Source organism: Cupriavidus sp. 96C5-1, from assembly GCF_057798855.1.
This window is the reverse complement of sequence record NZ_JBYOJU010000002.1, coordinates 292,684-312,910: the sequence shown is the minus strand read 5'-3', so window position 1 is coordinate 312,910 and position 20,227 is coordinate 292,684. Positions and strand designations below refer to the sequence as shown.

17 protein-coding genes are annotated in these 20,227 nt (G+C 65.5%); 7 read left to right on the top strand and 10 right to left on the bottom strand.

Features of this window, described 5'->3' with window-relative positions; translation table 11 throughout:
• Positions 1 to 42 precede the first annotated feature (42 nt).
• Both AC3FOF_RS03950 and AC3FOF_RS03945 read right to left on the bottom strand, forming a co-directional pair.
• The gene (locus tag AC3FOF_RS03950) at positions 43 to 1,707 is read right to left on the bottom strand and encodes an NRAMP family divalent metal transporter (protein ID WP_017225066.1); all 1,665 of its coding nucleotides are present in this window, start codon (positions 1,705 to 1,707) and stop codon (positions 43 to 45) included.
• A 59-nt stretch (positions 1,708 to 1,766) separates the two neighbouring features.
• Positions 1,767 to 1,970 carry a hypothetical protein gene (locus AC3FOF_RS03945; RefSeq protein ID WP_017225067.1) on the bottom strand — a complete coding sequence of 68 codons (204 nt, stop codon included), beginning with the start codon at positions 1,968 to 1,970 and terminating at the stop codon, positions 1,767 to 1,769.
• Between the two features lie 452 nt (positions 1,971 to 2,422).
• On the opposite strand from AC3FOF_RS03945, the gene AC3FOF_RS03940 reads away from it, so the two are divergent.
• Positions 2,423 to 2,740, top strand: a complete 318-nt coding sequence (locus tag AC3FOF_RS03940; RefSeq protein ID WP_430869603.1) for an H-NS family nucleoid-associated regulatory protein — start codon at positions 2,423 to 2,425, stop codon at positions 2,738 to 2,740.
• Between the two features lie 63 nt (positions 2,741 to 2,803).
• Here AC3FOF_RS03940 and AC3FOF_RS03935 read toward each other — a convergent pair whose 3' ends face one another.
• The 4 genes from AC3FOF_RS03935 to hppD all read right to left on the bottom strand — a co-directional run bounded on the left by AC3FOF_RS03935 (position 2,804) and on the right by hppD (position 8,631).
• On the bottom strand, positions 2,804 to 4,240 hold the full coding sequence (locus AC3FOF_RS03935) for a carbohydrate porin (RefSeq protein ID WP_488725833.1): 1,437 nt from the start codon (positions 4,238 to 4,240) through the stop codon (positions 2,804 to 2,806).
• Positions 4,241 to 4,775: 535 nt separating this feature from the next.
• Positions 4,776 to 5,981: an amino acid aminotransferase gene (locus AC3FOF_RS03930; protein ID WP_017224332.1), complete on the bottom strand. Its 1,206-nt coding sequence runs from the start codon at positions 5,979 to 5,981 to the stop codon at positions 4,776 to 4,778.
• Positions 5,982 to 6,038: 57 nt separating this feature from the next.
• Positions 6,039 to 7,421: an amino acid permease gene (locus AC3FOF_RS03925; protein WP_488725832.1), complete on the bottom strand. Its 1,383-nt coding sequence runs from the start codon at positions 7,419 to 7,421 to the stop codon at positions 6,039 to 6,041.
• 136 nt (positions 7,422 to 7,557) lie between these two features.
• Complete coding sequence (hppD, locus tag AC3FOF_RS03920; RefSeq protein ID WP_017224334.1) at positions 7,558 to 8,631, bottom strand: 4-hydroxyphenylpyruvate dioxygenase; 1,074 nt, start codon at positions 8,629 to 8,631, stop codon at positions 7,558 to 7,560.
• Between the two features lie 236 nt (positions 8,632 to 8,867).
• Between hppD and AC3FOF_RS03915 the strand changes: the two genes are divergently transcribed.
• Complete coding sequence (locus AC3FOF_RS03915; protein WP_017224335.1) at positions 8,868 to 9,341, top strand: Lrp/AsnC family transcriptional regulator; 474 nt, start codon at positions 8,868 to 8,870, stop codon at positions 9,339 to 9,341.
• Positions 9,342 to 9,373: 32 nt separating this feature from the next.
• Here AC3FOF_RS03915 and AC3FOF_RS03910 read toward each other — a convergent pair whose 3' ends face one another.
• Positions 9,374 to 10,903 carry an MFS transporter gene (locus AC3FOF_RS03910; RefSeq protein WP_488725831.1) on the bottom strand — a complete coding sequence of 510 codons (1,530 nt, stop codon included), beginning with the start codon at positions 10,901 to 10,903 and terminating at the stop codon, positions 9,374 to 9,376.
• A gap of 161 nt (positions 10,904 to 11,064) precedes the next feature.
• Here AC3FOF_RS03910 and AC3FOF_RS03905 point away from each other — a divergent pair, with 161 nt between their 5' ends.
• On the top strand, positions 11,065 to 11,973 hold the full coding sequence (locus AC3FOF_RS03905; RefSeq protein ID WP_488725830.1) for a LysR family transcriptional regulator: 909 nt from the start codon (positions 11,065 to 11,067) through the stop codon (positions 11,971 to 11,973).
• 181 nt (positions 11,974 to 12,154) lie between these two features.
• Here the strand turns inward: AC3FOF_RS03905 and rpoD are convergent, their stop codons facing one another.
• Complete coding sequence (gene rpoD / locus AC3FOF_RS03900) at positions 12,155 to 14,113, bottom strand: RNA polymerase sigma factor RpoD (RefSeq protein WP_488725829.1); 1,959 nt, start codon at positions 14,111 to 14,113, stop codon at positions 12,155 to 12,157.
• A 446-nt stretch (positions 14,114 to 14,559) separates the two neighbouring features.
• Between rpoD and AC3FOF_RS03895 the strand changes: the two genes are divergently transcribed.
• A complete protein-coding gene (locus AC3FOF_RS03895; protein WP_488725828.1) occupies positions 14,560 to 15,645 on the top strand; it encodes a polysaccharide pyruvyl transferase family protein in 1,086 nt (361 codons plus the stop codon).
• 54 nt (positions 15,646 to 15,699) lie between these two features.
• Here the strand turns inward: AC3FOF_RS03895 and AC3FOF_RS03890 are convergent, their stop codons facing one another.
• Complete coding sequence (locus tag AC3FOF_RS03890; protein WP_017224770.1) at positions 15,700 to 16,266, bottom strand: DJ-1/PfpI family protein; 567 nt, start codon at positions 16,264 to 16,266, stop codon at positions 15,700 to 15,702.
• Between the two features lie 101 nt (positions 16,267 to 16,367).
• Between AC3FOF_RS03890 and AC3FOF_RS03885 the strand changes: the two genes are divergently transcribed.
• On the top strand, positions 16,368 to 17,831 hold the full coding sequence (locus AC3FOF_RS03885; RefSeq protein WP_488725827.1) for an aminotransferase-like domain-containing protein: 1,464 nt from the start codon (positions 16,368 to 16,370) through the stop codon (positions 17,829 to 17,831).
• Positions 17,832 to 18,044: 213 nt separating this feature from the next.
• Here AC3FOF_RS03885 and AC3FOF_RS03880 read toward each other — a convergent pair whose 3' ends face one another.
• Positions 18,045 to 18,653 carry a LemA family protein gene (locus AC3FOF_RS03880; protein ID WP_488725918.1) on the bottom strand — a complete coding sequence of 203 codons (609 nt, stop codon included), beginning with the start codon at positions 18,651 to 18,653 and terminating at the stop codon, positions 18,045 to 18,047.
• A gap of 273 nt (positions 18,654 to 18,926) precedes the next feature.
• On the opposite strand from AC3FOF_RS03880, the gene AC3FOF_RS03875 reads away from it, so the two are divergent.
• Entirely contained in the window at positions 18,927 to 19,880 is a 954-nt protein-coding gene (locus tag AC3FOF_RS03875; RefSeq protein ID WP_488725826.1) for a DnaJ C-terminal domain-containing protein, read from the top strand.
• Between the two features lie 4 nt (positions 19,881 to 19,884).
• The gene (locus AC3FOF_RS03870; RefSeq protein ID WP_063637462.1) at positions 19,885 to 20,202 is read left to right on the top strand and encodes a chaperone modulator CbpM; all 318 of its coding nucleotides are present in this window, start codon (positions 19,885 to 19,887) and stop codon (positions 20,200 to 20,202) included.
• Positions 20,203 to 20,227 lie beyond the last annotated feature (25 nt).

Sequence of the window (20,227 nt, the reverse complement as noted above, 5' to 3'; positions counted from 1 at the left end):
CAGGAATCCTCGCCGCACGATGCACCTGCGCGGCCGGTGACGCTACCCTGTCACCAGATTGACGATGCGGACCAGCACGAGCCCGGCCGCCACCAGCAGGTAGCCTCTCAAGACGGCCATCCATACCTTGTTCAGCAGCGTGAGCCGGGGCGCGGGCAACTCCGCCAGCGGGGGCATGGTCCAGCCCGCCCGGTCGGCCACGGCGGGCGACGGCGACGGCGAGAGGGCATCCCCGCGCAGACGGTATTTATCAACCCGTTTCACCGACACCGACACCACCAGCGCCAGCAGGGTCCCCCCCGACAGGATGCCCAGAATCTGCCGCTCGCCGATCTGCGGGAAGAGCACCGATGCCGTCAGGATGATGGATAGCATGACCAGGCCCGCCACCACCGTGCCCGTGAACAGGTTCGTCCAGCGCCCGTTTACCCAAGGCCCAAGCACGGCTTTGTCATTGCAAAGCAAGAGCAGGAACACCGTGGCGCTCGGCAGCAGGATGCCGGCCAGGGACTGAACCGCGCTGGTCAGCAGCCCCAGCGGCATGCCGGGCGTCAATACCAGCCCGGCTGCCAGCATGATCAGTCCGAAGTAGACCGCGTAGAAGCCCTTGGCTTCCGTTGGCTTGCGGTGCAGGGAATGGCGCGCGGCGAAGACATCGCCCAGCGCGTATGCCGTCGACAGGGAGACGGCGCAGGCGCCGATGATGCTGGCATCCAGCAGCGCGATCGCGAACAGCACGCCGGTCAGCCGCCCCGAATACTTCTCGAGGCCGATGGCGGTACCGAGCGCATCGGTGTAGTTTCCGAATCCCGCCGTACCGCGAAATGCTTCGGCGCTGAAGGCGATCATGGCCACGGCGCCGGCGATGACCAGCGCGATGCCAAGCCAGAGATCGGCCTTCTCATAGCGGATGAAGCGTGTCGTAATCCGCTTGTCGATCACGTAGCTCTGCTGGAAGAAGAGTTGCCACGGCGCCACGGTGGTGCCGACGATGGCGATGATCAGCAGCATGACCTCGCTCAGCGGCGCATGCGCTGGCATGGCGGGCACGAAAAAATCCCGCGCGACCTGGCTCAGGGCGGGATGTACGAGCAGGAAGACGGGAATCAGTGTGAGGCTCCCGGCGACGAGTCCCATGGCGAACCGCTCAAAGCGCCGGAAGTCTCCGGTCGAAGCGGCCAGCATCACCAGCAACGCCGCCGCGCACACGCCCCAGTAGCGAGGGATGCCCAGGTACTCCAGCGCAAGGCTGATGCCAATGAACTCGGTCACCAGCGTCAGCGCGTTCACGAGAAACAGGTCGATGACGCTGAAGCCGCCCCATAGCTTGCCGAAGCGCTCGAAGATAAGCCGCGCGTGACCCACCCGCGCCACCGCGCCCAGCCGCACCACCATCTCCTGATTGACGTAGAGCACGGGGATCAGCAACAGGAGCGTCCACAGGAGTGTCGTGCCGTAGTTCTGCCCTGCCTGCGTGTAGGTGCCGAAGGCCCCGGCGTCATTGTCCCCCACCATGACAATGAGGCCCGGGCCAAGGATGGCGAGCAGGGTGCTGAGCCGTTGGCGCCATCCGCGGCGAGGGCCGGTGTCGTGCTGGGCAATCGTCCCCAGCGCGCCCCGGATATCGCCGGCATGCGCCTCGTCAAGCCCCCCTTGCTGCGGTGGGGCGATCATCTCGGTGGTGATCTCGGTAGTGAAGTCCGCCATGTTCGTTCTCCCGGAATTTGTCCTTGTACCCGCCGGTGACACTGGCGTGCGGGGCCTGGCTACCAGAGCGTCCGGGACACCCGGATGGCGGCATCGGCGAATTCCCGGTTGGTCAACGGCGCGTGCTCGTCCGGGTTCCATCCATCCGGATATCCGCCGGGCGCCGCACCGGACGTACCCGGGCCGCCCCGGCGGAAGAGCGCGGATGCAAGCCGTGCGACGGGAGGGGCCACCCGGCCGGCCAGGTTGAGAATCTTGCGCATGCTCGGCTCCTCGCAGCCCTGCAGCGCAATTCGCAGGGCAGCACAGTGCCAGACGGCTCTGGCGGGATACGACAAAGGAGCGGGGTTGGCCGAATGGCCTGATGACACCGCTGCCTTACCTGCCAGGCAAGACAGCGGCCGGGGAATGGCTGTTGGCTTGCCTAGGAACGATACAAGGGTCGACTAGAACAACTGTCCACTTGGTTTCCTCTTTCGGGTAGCAAAGCCAGGCCCGGCCCGCTCAAAGCGGAGCGCGCCGGGACTGAAGGTTTGACGTCCATGAAGCCCTAAAATTCCCGCGAAAATGCCCGCCGCGGGCAATGTGGCGCCAAAGGCGAGCGCCAGCGAACCAAGTAGCCGCGTCGCCCGCACCGCGACGCGCTGGCGGCCGCGGGCGCGGGCGCGATACGCCGAGCCCCCTCCGCCGGCCAGCGCAGGTATGATGTCCACCCATGACTATTCCAGCTTTTCCCCGCCAGGCTGGCGCCGCTGCGCAACCGATGGCCGAGCCCAGCCCGACCGCGGCGCTGCGCGCGCGCGCCGAGGCGGTCCTTTGGATCCGCACCCAGATGGCTCGCCATGGCCTGACGCATGCCGACCTGGTGGCCGCCGGTTGTTTTGAACAAGCGGCGCAAGCCGCGCCCCCATCCGCGATGCGCTACCGCAGCGCGGATGGGAAAAGCTGGGACGGGAAAGGGGAAATGCCGGATTGGCTACGGCGCGCGGCCAACGCGGGGCAAAGCGTGGAGCATTTTCTGATCGGCGGCTGAAGCCGGTCACGCCATCACCCGGGGGCGATGCCGGCGTCCGATGGACGCATCGCCCCCCTGCGCTCAGAACTCGGTGTGGAATCGCACTCCGTAGAACTTCGCCGGCCCGCGGTCCCGGTTGTAGCCGGGATTCTGGATGTACTGGAAGTCCGGGCTGATCCACAGATGCTTGACCGGCTGGAAGCTGTAGAACACTTCCACGATGCGCTCGCGGCCGTAGTTCAGCGCGCCGTCGCCAAGGAAAGCGCCGAGGCCGCCCGCGGCGAGATAGTCCCGGTGCGCGCGGCCCAGCATATTGACCGCCGCGCCAACGCCCAGGCCGTCCTGCGGACGCCCCCAGCGCTGGCCGCTCAGGATGCCGCCGAAGGAAACGCTGCGGCCCACTTCGGTAAAGGCATAGGTCTCGGTCTTGTCGTCCGACCAGTCCACCCGCGCGAACAGGCCGAGGTCCTGCCCCACCTTTTGTTCGAAACTCAGGCCGGCGCCAATCTTGGCATGCTCCCGGCGCACGTCGCCCACATCGGGCGTGATGCCGTTGGCATTGCCAAAGGCAATGGCGTCGCGGAACGCGCCCATCTTCGCCTTGTTGCGCCACAGCAGCAAGCGGACCTTGCCCTCCTGGCCAAGCAGGCGGTAGCCCTTCTCCAGTTCGATCTGGTCGCCGTAGTGCTGCAGGAAGCGGGTGTCCAGCGGCAAGCCATTGGATTCGACCGGCTGCAGGAAACGCCCGACTCGGATCGCCCAGTCGTCGTGGATGTATTCGAGCGCCACGCCCCAGTTGTAGCCACGCGCATCCGCCGCGTAGTCGAACGAGCCGTGCGTCATGAAGGACCAGTTGAGGAACTGCGTGCGCGGATCGTGCGCATACTCGACGGCATTGAAGATATCGAGCACGGGCACATTGCCCGCGGTCAGTACCACCCGCCGCTTGTCGACGGTGGTAGCGAGCTGGTTGAAATCCGCCTCCACCCGTTCCTCTCCCCCGCCCAGGCCCCAGGTCTGGCGCAGGAAGGCGCGAGCGCGGAACACGGTGGGATTCGGGCCCGACACCTTGGCCAGTTCACCGTTGGTGAGCCCGCCGAGGCCGTGCAGGCCGGAGAACGCGACACCCTGCACGACTTCGGGATTGAAGTGGAATTCGGCGCCTTTCCACAGGCGCATGCCGAGATCCAGCGTCGCAGTCCACGAATAGCTCTTGTCCCGCTCGCCGCCAAGGCTGTTGTCGCCCGAGTAAGGCGAATTGAAGGACGGCTTGCGTTGCCAGACATAGGTGCTCTGGCCGTGAATCGCAAAGCGCTCCGGGTCCGCCGCCAGCGGCTGCGCATCGCCGGCGGCCGAAATGCCCGGCTGCCGAGTGTCGTCGGCCTCTTGGGCATGTACCGGCGCGAGGCTGGTCGCCAGCGCTAGCAGGACAAACGGCGCAAGCACGCGCTGCGGTCCCGGGCGCGTCTTTGCCGATGGCAGGGGCGCAAGCACAGATTGAGAAAAAATGAACGACATGGGACCTCCCTCATGCGCTTCTTTGACGCATGTAGGCACAGGCGACCGGATGCCAAGACGAAGAAATCCCAGGCGAACGCCGCCCTCGGGCCGTCAACTGGCACAGGTCGCAAACAGGGAATAGGAGGTGGTCGCGTGGAGGATCCGCGCGAATGCCACTACCCGCCAGATCGGCCAGGCAGCGGCGGGAAGTCGCCTTGACTGACTAGCCGTTCAAAGAGTTGGCCGAAGGCCGACAAGAACAACAGTCCATGGGAGTAACCCGGAGTTTTGACCGGGCGAAGCATACCAAATGCTTAGGAAATTTCGCAAACCATTTCCGTGGGAGATGTGATGGGTACTGGGTGTTTTTGCCACAGGTTGATCTGGCACGGAGCGGCGCAGATTGAATCCCTCGCGGATGGGCACGACCCGGTCACGGGAATCCGGTGACGGGCCGGTGGGTGAAAGAAACGGCGGCGGCTGGCCGGGCCTGCCCGAGCGGCAGCAATGGCGGGGCAATTGCCACCGCCAGCCCGGCCCGGCCACTGGCCGTTTACTCCCCGGCGGCTGCCAGCACGCTGGCGATGGCGTTCGCCACCTGGCTCACGTTGTGCCCGTTCAGGCCGGCCACGCACATCCGCCCCGAGCGCAGCAGGTACACACCGTACTCCGCGCGCAGCCGGTCGACCTGTTCCGCCGTCAGGCCGGTATAGGTGAACATCCCGCGCTGGGTGAGATAGCGCGACAGCGCCTCTCCGCTCACGTGGTCGCGCAGGCTGTCGTGGATCGCCGCGCGCATCTTTGCGATGCGTTCGCACATTGCCGCCAGTTCGCTTTCCCAGCGCGCGCGCAGGTCCGGCGAGGTCAGCACCCGGGCAACCACCTTGGCGCCGTGCGTCGGCGGGTTGCTGTAGTTGGCGCGCACCGCGCCCGTCAGCTGGCCGAGGATCCGCCCGGCTTCGTCCGCGCTCTCGGACACCACGCTCAGGCCGCCGCAACGCTCGCCGTACAGCGAGAAATTCTTCGAGAACGAATTAGCCACCAGGCATGGCACGCCCTGCGCGACCAGTTCGCGCACCGCGAAGGCATCGTCCTCCAGCCCTGCGCCGAAACCCTGGTAGGCCATGTCGACGAAGGGCAGCAGCTCGTTCGCCTTCAGCAGCGCGATGAGCTGGCGCCACTGGTCGTGGTTCAGATCGACGCCGGTGGGGTTGTGGCAGCAGGCATGCAGCAACACGATGCTGCGCTTCGGGATGACCCGCAGCGCGTCCAGCATGGCGTCGAACTTCAGGCCGCCGGTGGCATCGTCGTAGTACGGATAGGTATTGACGGTAAAACCCGTGCGCTCAAAGATCACGCGATGGTTTTCCCAGCTCGGATCGCTGATCCACACCTGCGCCTGCGGGAAATAGCGCTTCAGGAAATCGGCGCCAACCCTGAGCGCGCCCGAACCGCCAAGCGTCTGCACGGTCGAGATGCGGCCTTGCGCGCGCGCCTGGCACTGCTCGCCGAAGACCAGCGCCTGGACGGCGTCGCGGTAAGCGGCAAACCCGGCCATGGGCAGGTAGGGACGCGGGCCCAGGTCGGCCAGCAGCGCGGTTTCGGCTTCGGCCACGGCCTGCATCACCGGCAGCCTGCCTTCGTCGTCGAAGTAGATCCCGATGCTCAGGTTGACCTTATCGGTCCTGGGATCTTGCTGGAAGCTCTCGTTGAGCGAAAGAATCGGGTCGCCCGGATAGGCATCGATGTGTTCGAACATTGGATACTCTGGCTGGAATGGGTGGGGGCCGGCGGCCGCGGGCCGCCAGGTTCGTCATTATGCCGAAACGCTCTGCCGCAGGGCCTCGGCGGCATTCTTCTGCCTGAGCCGGTAGCTTACGCCCAGTACGGCCAGCCATGCCGGAATCAGGTACACCGAAATGCGCAGCCCCGGGGTGAGGTACATCACGTACAGGATGCCCGCCAGGAACACCAGGCACAGGTAGTTGGTCAGCGGGTAGCCCAGGCTCTTGAAGCTGGTTTCCTGGCCGGCGCGGCGCTTGTCGTGACGGAACTTGAGGTGAATGATGCTGATCATCGCCCAGTTGATGATCAGCGCCGAGACCACCAGCCCCATCAGCAGTTCGAATGCTTCGCCGGGCATGAAGTAGTTGATCAGCACGCAGGCGGCGGTGGCCAGCGCGGAAACGCCGAGCGCGGCCAGCGGGATCCCGCGCTTGCTCACCTTCAGCAGCGCCTGCGGGGCGTTGCCCTGCTTGGCCAGGCCGTACAGCATGCGGCTGTTGCAATACACGCCGCTGTTATAGACCGACAGCGCAGCCGTCAGCACCACGGCGTTCAGCACGGTGGCCACGATATCGCTGTTCATCGCATGGAAGATCAGCACGAACGGGCTGCCGCCGGTCACGACCTTTTCCCACGGATAAAGCGAGAGCAGTACGCCCAGCGCGCCCACGTAGAAGATCAGGATGCGATAGATCACCTGGTTGGTCGCCTTGGGAATGGTCTTTTCCGGAGCATCCGCTTCCGCCGCGGTAATGCCCACCAGTTCCAGGCCACCGAACGAGAACATGATGACCGCCATGGCCATGACCAGGCCGCTGATGCCGTTCGGGAAGAAGCCGCCGTGCTGCCAGAGATTGGCAACGCTGGCTTGCGGGCCAGCCGTGCCGGAAGCCAGCAGGTAGCCGCCGAATACGATCATGCCGACGATGGCCAGCACCTTGACGATGGAGAACCAGAACTCCATCTCGCCGAACGACTTGACGCTCGACAGGTTGATGGCGTTGATCAGCAGGAAGAACGCCAGCGCGGAAGCCCAGGTGGGGATATGCGGCCACCAGTACTGGACGTAGATGCCCACCGCCGACAGCTCGGCCATGCTGACCAGGATATAGAGCACCCAGTAGTTCCAGCCGGAAACGAAGCCGGCGAAGTGGCCGCAATACTTGTTGGCGAAGTGGCTGAACGAGCCGGCGACCGGTTCGTCGACCACCATCTCGCCGAGCTGGCGCATGATGAAGAACGCAATCACCCCAGCTACCGCGTAGCCGAGCAGGACCGAAGGCCCCGCCATCTTGATGGTCTGGGCTATGCCAAGGAACAGGCCGGTGCCGATGGCACCGCCCAGCGCAATCAGCTGGATATGCCGGTTTTTCAAGCCACGCTTGAGTGTCTCTTCCGTGTTATTGGGAACCATCTTTGTTTGTCTACCCACTCTTTTGGAATGTGGGCCTGCGCCTCTTGCTTGCCGTGGACGCTTTGGCCAGGTACCGCCCGGCGCACAGTCATGCTGCCGTGCCGGGCGGTGGTTTGCGGTCAGTGCCTTGTGGGCCTCAGACCTTGAGCGTGCCGCGTTCGATCTGGTCGCGTTCCAGCGATTCGAAGAGCGCCTTGAAGTTGCCTTCGCCGAAGCCTTCGTCACCCTTGCGCTGGATGAATTCGAAGAACACCGGACCGAGCGCGGTCTTGGAGAAGATCTGCAGCAGCAGGCGCGGCTTGCCGCCTTCGGTGGTGCCGTCGAGCAGGATGCCGCGCGCCTTGAGCTGGTCCACCGGCTGGCCGTGGCCCGGCAGGCGCTTTTCCAGGCCTTCGTAGTAGTAGTCGTTGGGCGCGGTCATCAGCGGCACGCCGGCCATCTGCAGGTTGTCGATGACTTCGATCAGGTTGTCGGTCAGGAAGGCGATGTGCTGGATGCCCTCGCCGTTGAATGCCATCAGGAATTCCTCGATCTGGCCGCTACCCTTGGACGATTCCTCGTTCAGCGGAATGCGGATCTTGCCGTCCGGCGCCGTCATGGCCTTCGAGGTCAGGCCGGTGTATTCACCCTGGATGTCGAAATAGCGGATTTCGCGGAAGTTAAACAGCTTTTCGTAGAAGTTGGCCCAGTAAGCCATGCGGCCACGGTAGACATTGTGCGTCAGGTGGTCGATCAGGCGCAGGCCGTGGCCCACCGGGTGGCGATCCACGCCTTCGATGAATTCGAAGTCGATGTCATAGATGGATTTGCCTTCCTCGAAGCGGTCGATCAGGTACAGCGGCGCACCGCCGATGCCCTTGATCGCCGGCAGGCGCAGCTCCATCGGGCCGGTGGCGATTTCCATCGGCTGGGCACCCAGTTCCAGCGCACGGGCGTAGGCCTTGTGCGAGTCCTTCACGCGGAAAGCCATGCCGCAGGCGCTCGGGCCGTGCTCGGCCGCAAAATAGGCCGCGGGGCTGTGCGGCTCGCGGTTGACGATGAAGTTGACCTCGCCCTGGCGATACAGCACCACATCCTTGGAGCGGTGGCGTGCCACCAGGCTGAAGCCCATCTGCTCGAACAGCGGCTCCAGGAGATTGGGAGTGGGCGAGGCGAATTCCACGAATTCGAAGCCCATCAACTGCATCGGATTTTCAAACAGATCGGCCATGGTGTGCTCAACAGGAAGTTGGGGGGACGAGAGAAATAATATTGCGGCAACTGGCCGTCAACGCGTCGGTGCGCAGTGCCGGACACATACGGCACGGGCTCTCTGCTCCCCGTCCGTACCGTCAATCTGGCACTGAGTGTATATTCCGGGCCGGTAAATAGGATTTCGTTATCCACGCAGGCAAACCCTAGATCATGAGATAAAATTTCTCATTACATGGATAGCAGGAAACGAAAATGCACAATCCGGAGCTTGACCGCACAGACCGCCGCTTGCTGGGGGCACTGCAGGAAAACGGACGCGCGTCCAACCTGGAACTGGCCGAGGCCATCCGCCTGTCGCCGGCACAGACCCTGCGCCGGCATCGCCGGCTGGAGGAGGCGGGCATCATCAAGCGCTATGAAGCCCGGCTGGACTCCGCCAGCCTGGGGTTCGGCGTGGTGGCCTTCATCCACGTCACGATGGAGCGGGGCCATATCCGGGACCTGTCGAAGTTCAAGGGGCTGGTCGCCGAACTGGCGCAGATCCAGGAGTGCTTCTCCGTCACCGGAGATATCGACTACGTGCTGAAGGTGGTGGCGCGCGACCTGAAATCGCTGTCGGATTTCCTGCTGGATACCCTGATGCGCATCCCCGGCGTGAGCGGGGTAAAGTCCAGCGTCTGCCTGGACGAGATCAAGTGCACCAGCGCAATGCCGCTGGAGCCTTGATGGCCGTGGAGCATCTCGGAAGGTAGCGCCTCCTATTTTCCCTGCGCCGGAGCGCCCCGGAAAATCAGGAAACTCATCGCGGCCAGCATCCACACCCCGATACCGCCGTACAGCAACACCCAGCCAAAGCCATGCAGCAGTGCCGCGTGAACGGCGGATCCGGACGGGTCCAGCCGGGATAGCTCGGGAAATCCCTGCTCAAGGGCCGCCACGTTTCCGGCGGCGACTCTTTCCCCCAGGTGGCGCAGCGCCTGGGGATCGAAAGACAGCGGAAGGCGCGTCTTCAGATGGGACAGGATGCCGGCCACCAGGATGAGTCCCATCAGCGCGATGTTGATCGCCAGCGTAATCATCCTGGCGCTCATGTCGATACCCGAAGCCATGCCCGCGCGGTTGCCCGGCACCGAAGCGGTGGCCGTATTGGTCACCGGCGTGTTGGTCAGGCCCAGCCCGATGCCGGCCAGCAGGCAGCCCGGGAGCATCGTCAGCCAGCTGGCGCCGGCCGCCCCGCTGCCGACCTTCATCAGGATAAAGCCCAGGCCGATCGTGAACAGCCCGAAGGGGATCGCGATGCCAGGCTGATACCGCACGGCGAGACGTTCCCCCAGCGGCGGCAACACCAGCGTGGGCAACGTATAGGCCAGCAGGGCCAGGCCGGCGGTCACGCTGTCGTAGCCCAGGCCGGCCTGGAAATAGATCGGCAGGTAGATCATGAACGGCCAGAAGCTGAAATTCATGCCTACGGAGCCGAGCAGCGCACCCGAGAACCTGCGGCTCCTGAACACGGAAAAGTCGAACATCGGCCGCGGGCTGATCTTTTCCGCCACGATAAAGGCGAGAAAGCTCAGCACCGCCGCGGCAACGACGCCGATGCCGCCGGCACTGTCGATGCCGAGCTCCGGTCCCTGCGTAATGAAGTACGTCAGGCCGAAGACCGACAGGGACAGCGTGACGATGCCCGCTATGTCCAGCTTGCCCGCCTGCGGATCGCTGGACTCCTGCACGCCGCAGAACACAAGCGCCAGGGTAAGGACGGCGAGCACGGCGTGAACCAGGAACACCCATTGCCAGCTCGACAGGGCGACGATCATGCCGCCGACGACGGGCCCGAAACCAAGGCCGATGCCGAAGACGATCCCCCACACGCCGAAGGCCCTGCTGCGCTCCTTCCCTTCCTGGAACTGCTGCGACAGGACGGCCACCTGGCAGATCAGCATCACGCCGCCGCTGGCGCCCTGCAGAAACCGGCTTGCGATCAGTACGCCCATGCCCGGCGCCAGCCCGCACATCAGGGAGGTAATGCCGAACAGTGCGATACCGATGACCAGGATGCGCTTGCGGCCGAACCGGTCCGCCAGCGTCCCGGTCGCCATCAGGACCGTGGTGCAGGCAATGGTGTAGGCGTTCATGATCCATTGCATGTCCTTGAAACTGCCATGCAGCACATCTTCGAGCGTGGGCAGTATCACCGGCACGCTGGAGATTTCAAGACCGAACATGAGCGAGCCCAGGCAGACAGCGGCCAGAGCGAGGGCGTTCTTGCGGGTGTGGGAGAGTGTCATGGATATCGGGGGTCGCCTGGCCTCTTCAGGCCGGGACGTTGGACGGGGACGCTTGCGTTGGCGAGGAATGGGTAATATATAGGGAAAAAATTTCCCTATTGATGCATTAAATTCCCATCAATGCATCCAGCACAGAACCAATCCGATAAGGCGCAACACACATGACCGACAAGCTCCACGGCGTGACGACCTTCGTCCATGTCGTCGAATCCGGCAGTTTTGCCGCAGCGGCCGAACGCCTGGACATGACGCGCTCGGCCGTCGGCAAGGTGGTCACGCGGCTCGAACAGCGCCTGGGCGTCCGCCTGATCCACCGCACCACGCGCAGCCAGAGCCTGACCGAAGACGGCCAGGCCTATTACGACCGCTGCGTGCGCGCGCTGGCCGAACTGGAAGCCGCCGAAGCCGACCTGGAAAGCGGCCGGCACGAGCCGCGCGGGCGCCTGCGCGTCAGCGTGCCCATCGCCTTCGGCCATCTGTGCGCGGCGCCGGTGCTGCTCGGCCTGGCGCGCAGGCATGCGCAACTGCGGATCGATATCTCGTTCACCGATCGCGCGGTGGACCTGGTGGAAGAGGGTATCGACCTCGCCGTGCGCATCGGCAAGCTGCCCGATAGCGCCAGCCTGGCCGCGCGCCGCCTGGGGGTGCAGCACGCCGGCATCGGTGCCGCGCCGTCGTATCTGGCGCAGCGCGGCATGCCGGCAAGCGTCGATCAGCTGGACCGGCATGCGTGCATCGCCTACTCGCACGCCGGCGTGGTGTCGCCATGGGAATGGCGCGATGCCGAGGGCCAGCTGCGGCGGCCGTCCATCCAGCCGCAGCTGAGCCTGGACGACGTGCAGGCCATCGCCGGCGCCGCGGTGGCTGGCTTCGGGCTGGCGTGGCTGCCCAGCTGGCTGCTGGCACGCTATGTCAGGCGAGGGGAACTGGCCGTGGTCATGGACCACTGCAGCCTGCCGCCAATGGATATCCATGCCATCTGGCCGCAAACGCGCTTCCTGCCGCTAAAGACCCGTACCGCCATCGATGCGCTGGTGGCGGAGATCCCCCCCATGCTCGCCGGCGTATAAGCAGGGGGGGCCTGGCCTGAGTGGCGGGCCAGGGATTGCGGGTCGCTCCCGGCCCTTGCCCGTGCCGCCACAAATGAAAACGCCCGCCAGCATGGTCTGCTGGCGGGCGTTTTGCCTGCGCTTCACTTCACGTCACCTGGCGCTTCCCGTTACGTCGGCGCCATTGCGTATCCCGGGGCGATCAACCCTCGCTCAGGAACGCCTTCAGGTGGTCCGCACGGCTGGGGTGCCGCATCTTCTTCATCGCCTTGCTTTCGATCTGGCGAATCCGCTCACGCGTCACATCGAACTGCTTGCCCACTTCCTCCAGCGTGTAGTCGGTCGCCATGTCGATGCCGAAACGCATCCGCAGCACCTTGGCCTCGCGCGGCGTCAGGTCGTCGAGCATGTCGCGCAGCGTCGCGCGCAGGCTCGCGTGCAGGGCCGCCTCGGCGGGCGACGCGGTCTCGCCGTCCGCGATCATGTCGCCCAGGCTGGTGTCGCCATCCTCGCCGACCGGCGTTTCCATCGAGACCGGCTCCTTGGCGATCTTCATGATCGACCGGACCTTCTCCTCGGGCATTTCCATGCGCTCGGCCAGGGCCGCCGGATCGGCTGCCTTGCCGGTGCGCTGCATGATCTCGCGCGAGATGCGGTTGAGCTTGTTGATCGTTTCGATCATGTGCACCGGCACGCGGATGGTCCGGGCCTGGTCGGCGATCGCACGGGTCACGGCCTGGCGAACCCACCAGGTCGCGTAGGTGGAAAACTTCCAGCCGCGGCGGTATTCGAACTTGTCCACCGCCTTCATCAGGCCGATATTGCCTTCCTGGATCAGGTCCAGGAACTGCATGCCGCGATTCACGTACTTCTTGGCGATCGAGATCACCAGGCGCAGGTTGGCCTGGGTCATCTCGTGCTTGGCCTGGCGCATCTGGCGTTCGGCGGCCAGCATCTGGCGGTTCACCAGCTTCAGCTCCGACAGCGGCAGCACCACCCGGCCATGGATGTCGATCAGCTTTTGCTGGTACGACTCCAGGTCCGGCAGGCTGCGCGCGATCACGTCGCTGTACGGACGCGACTCGGCGGCGAGCCCCGCACCCCAGCCAAGGTTGGTCTCATTGCCCGGGAACGTGGCGATGAACTCGTCGCGCGGCATGCCGCAACGCTCGACCATCAGCTGCAGGATCTGACGCTCGATGGCGCGCACTTCGTCCACCACGGACTGCACATCGGCGCACAGGCGCTCGATGATCTTGGCGGTGAAGCGGATCGTGCGCAGTTCCTCGCGCACCGCGAGCTGGGCCATCAGGAAACCTTCGGACTCCGATCCGTGCGCCGTATAAGCCTCACGCATCAGGTCGAACTGCTGGGCGACGCGCGCGAAGCGCGTCATGCAATCGTCCTTCAGCTGCGTCAGGCCGGCGGATTCGTTGGCCGGCGCGGCCGCGCTGTCGTCGGTCGAGGCGTCGTCGGTGTCTTCTTCCTCGGCCACCGGTTCGTCGCGGTCGATCGAGTCGTCGGCCTCGGCGCCGGCAAGGCCGTCCTCGATCACACCGTCGACCAACTCGTCGATACGCATTTCGTCGCGCTCGACCCGGCCCGAGAGTTCCAGGATCGTGGCAATGGTGGACGGACAGGCGGCGATGGCGTGGACCATGCGGTTCAGGCCGTCTTCGATACGCTTGGCGATCTCCACTTCCTGCTTGCGGGTCAGCAGGGTTGCCGAGCTCATTTCCCGCATGTACATCCGCACCGGATCGGTGGTCCGGCCGAATTCGGAGTCGACCGTCGAAAGCGCGACTTCAGCTTCTTCGTCGGCCTGGTCGTCCGTGGCCGCGACGGCACCGTCGCGCAAAAGCAACGCATCGGCGTCCGGCGTCTGCTCGTAGATCGTCACGCCCATTTCGGCGAACGTGCTGACGATGCTCTCCATCGCCGCCGTGTCCGTGAAATTCCCCTGCAAATGGTCGCTGATGTCCGCGTGCGTCAGGTATCCGCGTTCCCTGCCCAGCTGGATCAGTGCGCGCAGCTGCTGGCTGCGCTCGCTCGCCTCGGACGCGGATTCACCCTGAGCCGCCGACGCCGCTCCCCTGCCCGCAGTTTTCTTGCCGGCCGTTGCTCCTGTATCTGCCACCGTTCGTTGTGCCCCACTCGCCATTAACTGCTGCTCCATTACTGTATTACAACTTAGACTATTGCCTTATGAGTGCGCGTTATGCCACATCCGGCGGTAAAAAGTGCCGCTGCGTAGGTATCAGTGTGGCGAAATCAATGAAATTGGCCGCGGCACCCGCCGATCAGGCCTGTCAGATGCGTGAACTTGGCGCACTCGTTTGGGCCAAGGGACGATATTCTACTTTGTTTGCTGCGTCGCAGCACATGTATACCAATAGTAAAGGCTGTCGCCAGCAGCCTTGATTTCGTCCGGGACGCAAAAAACGCCATCCCGAGAGTATGCTCCGATAAGCCGTTCGGCACACTCCTCCCGTGACTTTCACCCCAAAATCAGCCTCCGCGGACATTCTGTTCGGGGCCTTCGACCGCCATAATTTCGGCGACCTGCTGTTGCCCCATGTACACACATGCCTGATGCGAGGCAGGCCAATGCGCTATGCCGGCCTCGCGCGGCGCGACCTGCGGCGCTACGGCGGCCATCGGGTCGACGCCGTGGCGGAGCTGGCCACGCGCCCAGGCCTGTGCCCCGCAAGCCTCATCCACGCGGGTGGCGAAATACTCTGCTGCGAAGCCTGGGAAGCCGCGGTCATGCTGCTGCCACCCGGGCAGGCCGGGCCGCTCGGCGCGCATTTCGAGCACCGGCCACGGGAGCGGCTGGCCTGGGCGCGCAGCATGCTTGGCGTGGACGCGCTGGCGCCCTACACGCTTGAGCCGGCGCTGTTCCCCCGGGCAGGGCGCGTGATCTACAACGCCGTTGGCGGCGTGGACCTGGACCGGCGCGACCCGCTCATGCGCGCCGAGGTGTTCGGCAAGCTCAGGGCCGCGGCCCATGTGAGCGCGAGGGATGCCGAGACCCTGCGGATCCTGCGGGCCAACGGCATTCCCGCCAGCCTGCTGCCCGACCCCGCCGTGATGGCGGCCGCGCTGTTCGGCCCGCAGATCCGGCAGCGGGCCCGCCACGGCGAAGTGGCGCAAACAATGGGCGCATTCCCGCGCGGCTACCTTGCCGTCCAGTTCAGCGAGGACTTCGGCGACGATGCGACCCTCGACCAGATCGCCGCCCAGCTGCACCGTGCCGCTCAGGCAACCGGCTGCGGCGTGGTGCTGTTCCGCGCCGGCGCAGCCCCCTGGCACGACGGCCTGTCCTGCTACGCGCGCCTGGCGCAACGCCTGCGCACGCCAGCGCTGCGCATCTTCCGCTCGCTCGATATCTGGGACATCTGCGCCGTGATCGCGCATAGCCGCGGCTTTGCCGGCAGCAGCCTGCACGGCCGCATCGTCGCCATGGCATTCGCCCTGCCGCGCCTGAACTTCACCCGCCCCGGACAAGCGCCGGAGACCGGCAAGCAGGCCGCCTTCGCCGCCACCTGGGAGGCGCCCGGCACGCTGGGCGCCGTGGCGCTGCCGGAGCTTGCCGATGGCATTGGCTGCGCGCTGGCGATGGCGCGCGAACAGATGGCACGGACGGCGCGCGAGCTGGTCGCGGCGTACCGGGACGGCTTCGTAGCCGGCTGAAAAGCCTCTCCCCCCGCACCGTTGCAAGACGCACGCTGGCCGGCATCATGCAAATCACTCCACCTTGGCAATCATATCCAGCATACGGCTCGCGATGTCCTCGCCCAGCAGGTGCGTCACCATCCAGCCAGCCAGGTCCTGCGTCGCCAGGCATCCGCCCGCCGTGGCAATCCTGCCGTGCGCAATGAGCGGCCGGTGCTCGGTCCTGACGCCCATGGCCTCGAGTTCCGCGAAGACACCCGGATAGGTCGTGGCGGTCAGGCCATCGAGCAAGCCAAGCCGTGCCAGAAACAGCACGCCTGAGTCGATGGCGCCAATCACCTGGCGCGCCGGATCCAGCTTCAGCCGGTCCATGAAACGGGGGTCCTGCAACTTGGCGCGCGAGCCCGGGCCGCTGACGACGAACACCGCGTCCGCCTCGCCAAGCTCGTCCAGCCCGCCATGGGGCGTGATGGCGATGCCGGTATTGGAGGTCACCCGTGGCGTATCCGCGCAGATCCTCACCGACCACGGTCCGGTGTAGCCGACATAGGTCGGATCCTGGACGCGGTTGAACAGGTCCCAGGGCAGGAACAAATCCACATCGGTGAAGCCATCGTAGGCCAGCATGGCAAGTTTCATCAGTACTCTCCTCTTTCCTATGGTGTGAACTGGAAGCCCGATTCTGGCTGAGATGCCGGCTTATCTGTATAGTCAGAAAATCGAATTCATTACCTGTACAGATGCAGAACGAAGCGGAACCGCCCTCCTACCAGCAGATCGCCAGCCGGCTGCGCACCGCCATCCAGCGCGGCGACCTGGCGCCAGGCGCAAAACTGCCGTCGGTACGCCATCTCGCTCAAATCGAGCAAGTCAGCGCGCCGACGGCCGAGCACGCGCTTCGCTTGCTGGAAGCCGCAGGCCTGGTGGTGGCCAGGCCGAGGTCGGGCTTTTACGTTGCGGCCGGCAAGCTGGCGGAGCCGCAGCCCGCGCTGCCGCGCGCCATGGCCCGGCCGGTCACGCTGACCGCCAGCGTGCATCAGCTGTTTGCCCGGGTGCGCTCCCCCGACCTGGTGGCGCTCGGGGCCGCGTCGCCCTGCGCCGAATGGCTGCCGGAGAAAGCGCTGGCGCGCAGCCTGCTGAGCGCCAGCCGCAGGCTCGGGCCATCCGCGCTGGCTTACAGCGTGCCCCCGGGACGCCTGGACCTGCGCAGCCAGATCTCGCGGCGCGCGGCCCGCTGGGGCCTGCACCTCTCCCCGGACCAGCTGATCGTGACGCATGGCCAGAGCCAGGCCATGCGCCTGGCCTTGCAGGTGACGTGCCAGCGCGGCGACGTGGTGGCCATCGAGTCGCCCTGCTACTTCGGCACGCTGATGCTGATGCGCAGCCTTGGCCTGCGCGCCATCGCGGTGCCGACCCATCCGCGCAGCGGCATGGACCTGGCGGCGCTGGAGCGGATCCTGCGCACGCACCCGGTCAGCGCCGTGGTGGCGGTGCCCACGGCAAACAACCCCCTGGGATTCACCATGCCGGTGGCCGGCAAACGGCGGCTGGTGCAGCTTCTCGATGATGCCGGCGTGCCGCTGATCGAAGATGACGTGTACGGCGATCTCTCCGCCGGCAAGCCGCGCGCGCCCGCCTGCAAGGCCTTCGACGAATCGGGCAATGTCCTGTATTGCACATCCGTGTCGAAGACCATGGCGCCAGGGTGGCGCATAGGCTGGATCGCGCCCGGCCACCGTTTCGATGCGGTACTGGAGGCGCGCGTCGAAGCGAGCCTGGCCGGAACGCCGCTGCTGGAGGCGGCGTTGGCGGAGATGTTCGCAAGCGGCGACTACGACCGCCATCTGCGGCGCTATGGCCAGCGCATCAAGGACTCCGTGCGCACCATTTCAGCGCGGATCGCGGCCACCTGGCCAGAGGGCACCCGGCTGCGCTGCCCCGACGATGGCTTCCTGCTCTGGGTGGAGCTTCCCGCCTGCGTCGATGCGCTTTCACTCTATGAAGCCGCGGGCAGCGAGGGCATCAGCATCAGCCCGGGCGTCATGTTCTGTCCGGAAGGCCACAGCTACGGCCACCACGTCAGGATCAACTGCGCCCAGCCAACGACGCCGAAGCTTCTTGCAGCGCTAGACCGCATCGGCACGCTGGCGGCGGCGCAAGCAGGGAGCCGGGCCTTGCCCGCGGTCGCCGCGCAAGCGCAATAGGAATAGGTACGGTACGCGCCAGCCTTCGGCACGTTCCGGCCTCAGAGAATCGACGGCTTGTCGGGGCTGGTTCATCAGCCGATGGCGCACGATACGGCCGACGCCCTGCATCACCATTTCCCTGAAGCGCCGCCACCGCCGGTCACGACCGCGCCCGCAAGCCGGCCCAGGACGGCGCGCAGCACACCGCCCTGCACCAGGGGCAGCATCGTCTCAATAGGCACTCCCGGGTGTTTTCAGAGAAGGCGCGCCTGACTCCGCCGGCGGCGGCTTGGTGGTTTCGCCCTGGTTGGCGACGGTGAAATCAGACTTGGGCTTGTATCCCAGCGCCAGGGCCGTGAGATTCGACGGGAAGGAACGCACGGTCGCGTTGTAAGCCTGCACCGCCTGGATGTACCGATTCCGCGCTGCGGTGATATGGTTCTCGGCCCCTTCGAGCTGCGCCTGCAAGTCGCGGAACCCGGTATCTGCCCTCAACTGCGGATAGTTTTCCGAAATGGCCAGCAGCCTGGACAGCGAGCCCGACAGGTGCCCTTGCGCCTCCTGGAAACGGGCAAATGCCTGGGGGTCCTTGAGCAGTTCCGGCGAAGCCCCGATCGTACCCACGCGTGCGCGCGCCTCCGTCACCTGCGTGAAGACTTCCTGCTCATGGCTTGCGTAGCCCCTGACCGTGTCGACAAGGTTGGGCACCAGGTCCGAGCGGCGCTGGTACTGGTTCACCACTTCGGACCATGCCGCTTTCACTTGTGCGTCCCGGGACTGGATCGTGTTGTAGCCGCAGCCGGAGAGGATCAATACCAGGAAGGCCGTCAGCCCTGGCATTAGCCGTAGCCATCGCTTGTGCACGACACACCTCCAGTCTTCCGCGGCATTGCCGGTGGGCGGCGTGGCCCATGGACTCATGGTAGGGCACATGTCGACAAGACGCTTGATCTGTCTCAAGCGCCACGTGCACCATGGTCCGGCCATGCGCCCCCGGCGCCGCCCGGCCTCGCCTTTGCCTCCTATACTCGGATAGCAGCATTCAGCAGCATTCGCAGGCCACGTCCGTTGATCGCCTGCCGCACCGCACGCAGCCAATTGCCTGGAGCATTCATGGAGTACAAAGACTACTACGCGATGCTGGGACTGGAATCCACCGCCACGCCGGATGAAATCAAGCGCGCTTACCGCAAGCTGGCGCGCAAGTATCACCCCGACGTCAGCAAGGATCCCGATGGGGAAGCCCGCTTCAAGGAAATCGCGGAGGCCTATGCGGTATTGAAGGACGAAGAGAAGAAGGCGGCCTATGACGATATCGGGACGCGCTACCGGCAAGGGAAGGACCGCGAGTTCACGCCGCCGCCGGGCTGGGACAGCGGCTTCGAGTTCAGCGGCGCCGACAGTGCGGACGACTACGGCGCGGAACATAGCGACTTCTTCGAAGCGATCTTCGGGGCACGGCCACGCGCAAGCCGCTCCGCGCACGGCAGCACCCACGTGATTGGCGGCGACCATCACGCCAAGGTACAGATCGACCTGCGCGACGCCTATCGCGGCGGCCTGCGCACCATCTCGCTGCGGGCGCCGCAGATGGACGCCAGCGGGCACGTGCGGATGCAGGAGCGCCAGCTGGAAGTGAATATCCCCAAGGGCATCCGTGCCGGCCAGCATCTCAGGCTCGCCGGCCAGGGCGGCCCCGGGCTGGGCGGCGCGCCGGCGGGTGACTTGTACCTGGAGATCGAGTTCGCGCCCCACCCGCTGTTCCGCGTCGACGGCCGCGACGTGTACGCCGATCTCCCGGTCGCGCCATGGGAAGCCGCACTGGGCGCGAACGTCCAGATCCCCACGCCGGACGGAAGCGTCCAGCTGAGCGTGCCGCCCGGCTCGTCGTCGGGCCGCAAGCTCAGGCTCAAGGGCAAGGGCATTCCCGGCAATCCGCCCGGCGACCTGTACGCGGTACTCTTCATTGCCCTGCCCCCGGCGGACACGGACCAGGCCAAGGCGGCCTACCGGGATATGGCAAAGACCTTTGGCGGCTTTGCCCCACGCAAATCACTGGAGGCTTGATGCAATGACCGACAGGAAAATGACCGTATTGCACAGCGTCCTGGTCGAGGAGGAGGTCCAGTTCACGCTCGTCGAATTGACCCAGGCCTGCCAGGCCGACATCGACGAGGTAGTTGCGCTGGTCGAGGAAGGCGTGCTGACACCCAGCGGCGGAGAAGCGCGGGACTGGCGTTTTGCCGGCGGCACGCTGACGCGCGCCCGCGCCGCACTGCGCTTGACGCGCGACCTGGAAATGAACACGGCCGGCACGGCCATGGTGCTGGACCTGCTGGATCAGATCGAAGCGCTCAGGGCAAAGCTGCGGCGCCTGGGCGCGCTGTGAGCCCGCAGGGCGTGCCTGCGCGTTG

What these genes read in the sequence shown, in the direction of transcription:
- AC3FOF_RS03950 (WP_017225066.1), bottom strand. Translation starts at nt 1,707, where the DNA reads ATGGCGGACTTCACTACCGAGATCACCACCGAGATGATCGCCCCACCG.
- AC3FOF_RS03945 (WP_017225067.1), bottom strand. Translation starts at nt 1,970, where the DNA reads ATGCGCAAGATTCTCAACCTGGCCGGCCGGGTGGCCCCTCCCGTCGCA.
- AC3FOF_RS03940 (WP_430869603.1), top strand. Translation starts at nt 2,423, where the DNA reads ATGACTATTCCAGCTTTTCCCCGCCAGGCTGGCGCCGCTGCGCAACCG.
- AC3FOF_RS03935 (WP_488725833.1), bottom strand. Translation starts at nt 4,240, where the DNA reads ATGTCGTTCATTTTTTCTCAATCTGTGCTTGCGCCCCTGCCATCGGCA.
- AC3FOF_RS03930 (WP_017224332.1), bottom strand. Translation starts at nt 5,981, where the DNA reads ATGTTCGAACACATCGATGCCTATCCGGGCGACCCGATTCTTTCGCTC.
- AC3FOF_RS03925 (WP_488725832.1), bottom strand. Translation starts at nt 7,421, where the DNA reads ATGGTTCCCAATAACACGGAAGAGACACTCAAGCGTGGCTTGAAAAAC.
- hppD (WP_017224334.1), bottom strand. Translation starts at nt 8,631, where the DNA reads ATGGCCGATCTGTTTGAAAATCCGATGCAGTTGATGGGCTTCGAATTC.
- AC3FOF_RS03915 (WP_017224335.1), top strand. Translation starts at nt 8,868, where the DNA reads ATGCACAATCCGGAGCTTGACCGCACAGACCGCCGCTTGCTGGGGGCA.
- AC3FOF_RS03910 (WP_488725831.1), bottom strand. Translation starts at nt 10,903, where the DNA reads ATGACACTCTCCCACACCCGCAAGAACGCCCTCGCTCTGGCCGCTGTC.
- AC3FOF_RS03905 (WP_488725830.1), top strand. Translation starts at nt 11,065, where the DNA reads ATGACCGACAAGCTCCACGGCGTGACGACCTTCGTCCATGTCGTCGAA.
- rpoD (WP_488725829.1), bottom strand. Translation starts at nt 14,113, where the DNA reads ATGGCGAGTGGGGCACAACGAACGGTGGCAGATACAGGAGCAACGGCC.
- AC3FOF_RS03895 (WP_488725828.1), top strand. Translation starts at nt 14,560, where the DNA reads ATGCGCTATGCCGGCCTCGCGCGGCGCGACCTGCGGCGCTACGGCGGC.
- AC3FOF_RS03890 (WP_017224770.1), bottom strand. Translation starts at nt 16,266, where the DNA reads ATGAAACTTGCCATGCTGGCCTACGATGGCTTCACCGATGTGGATTTG.
- AC3FOF_RS03885 (WP_488725827.1), top strand. Translation starts at nt 16,368, where the DNA reads ATGCAGAACGAAGCGGAACCGCCCTCCTACCAGCAGATCGCCAGCCGG.
- AC3FOF_RS03880 (WP_488725918.1), bottom strand. Translation starts at nt 18,653, where the DNA reads ATGCCAGGGCTGACGGCCTTCCTGGTATTGATCCTCTCCGGCTGCGGC.
- AC3FOF_RS03875 (WP_488725826.1), top strand. Translation starts at nt 18,927, where the DNA reads ATGGAGTACAAAGACTACTACGCGATGCTGGGACTGGAATCCACCGCC.
- AC3FOF_RS03870 (WP_063637462.1), top strand. Translation starts at nt 19,885, where the DNA reads ATGACCGACAGGAAAATGACCGTATTGCACAGCGTCCTGGTCGAGGAG.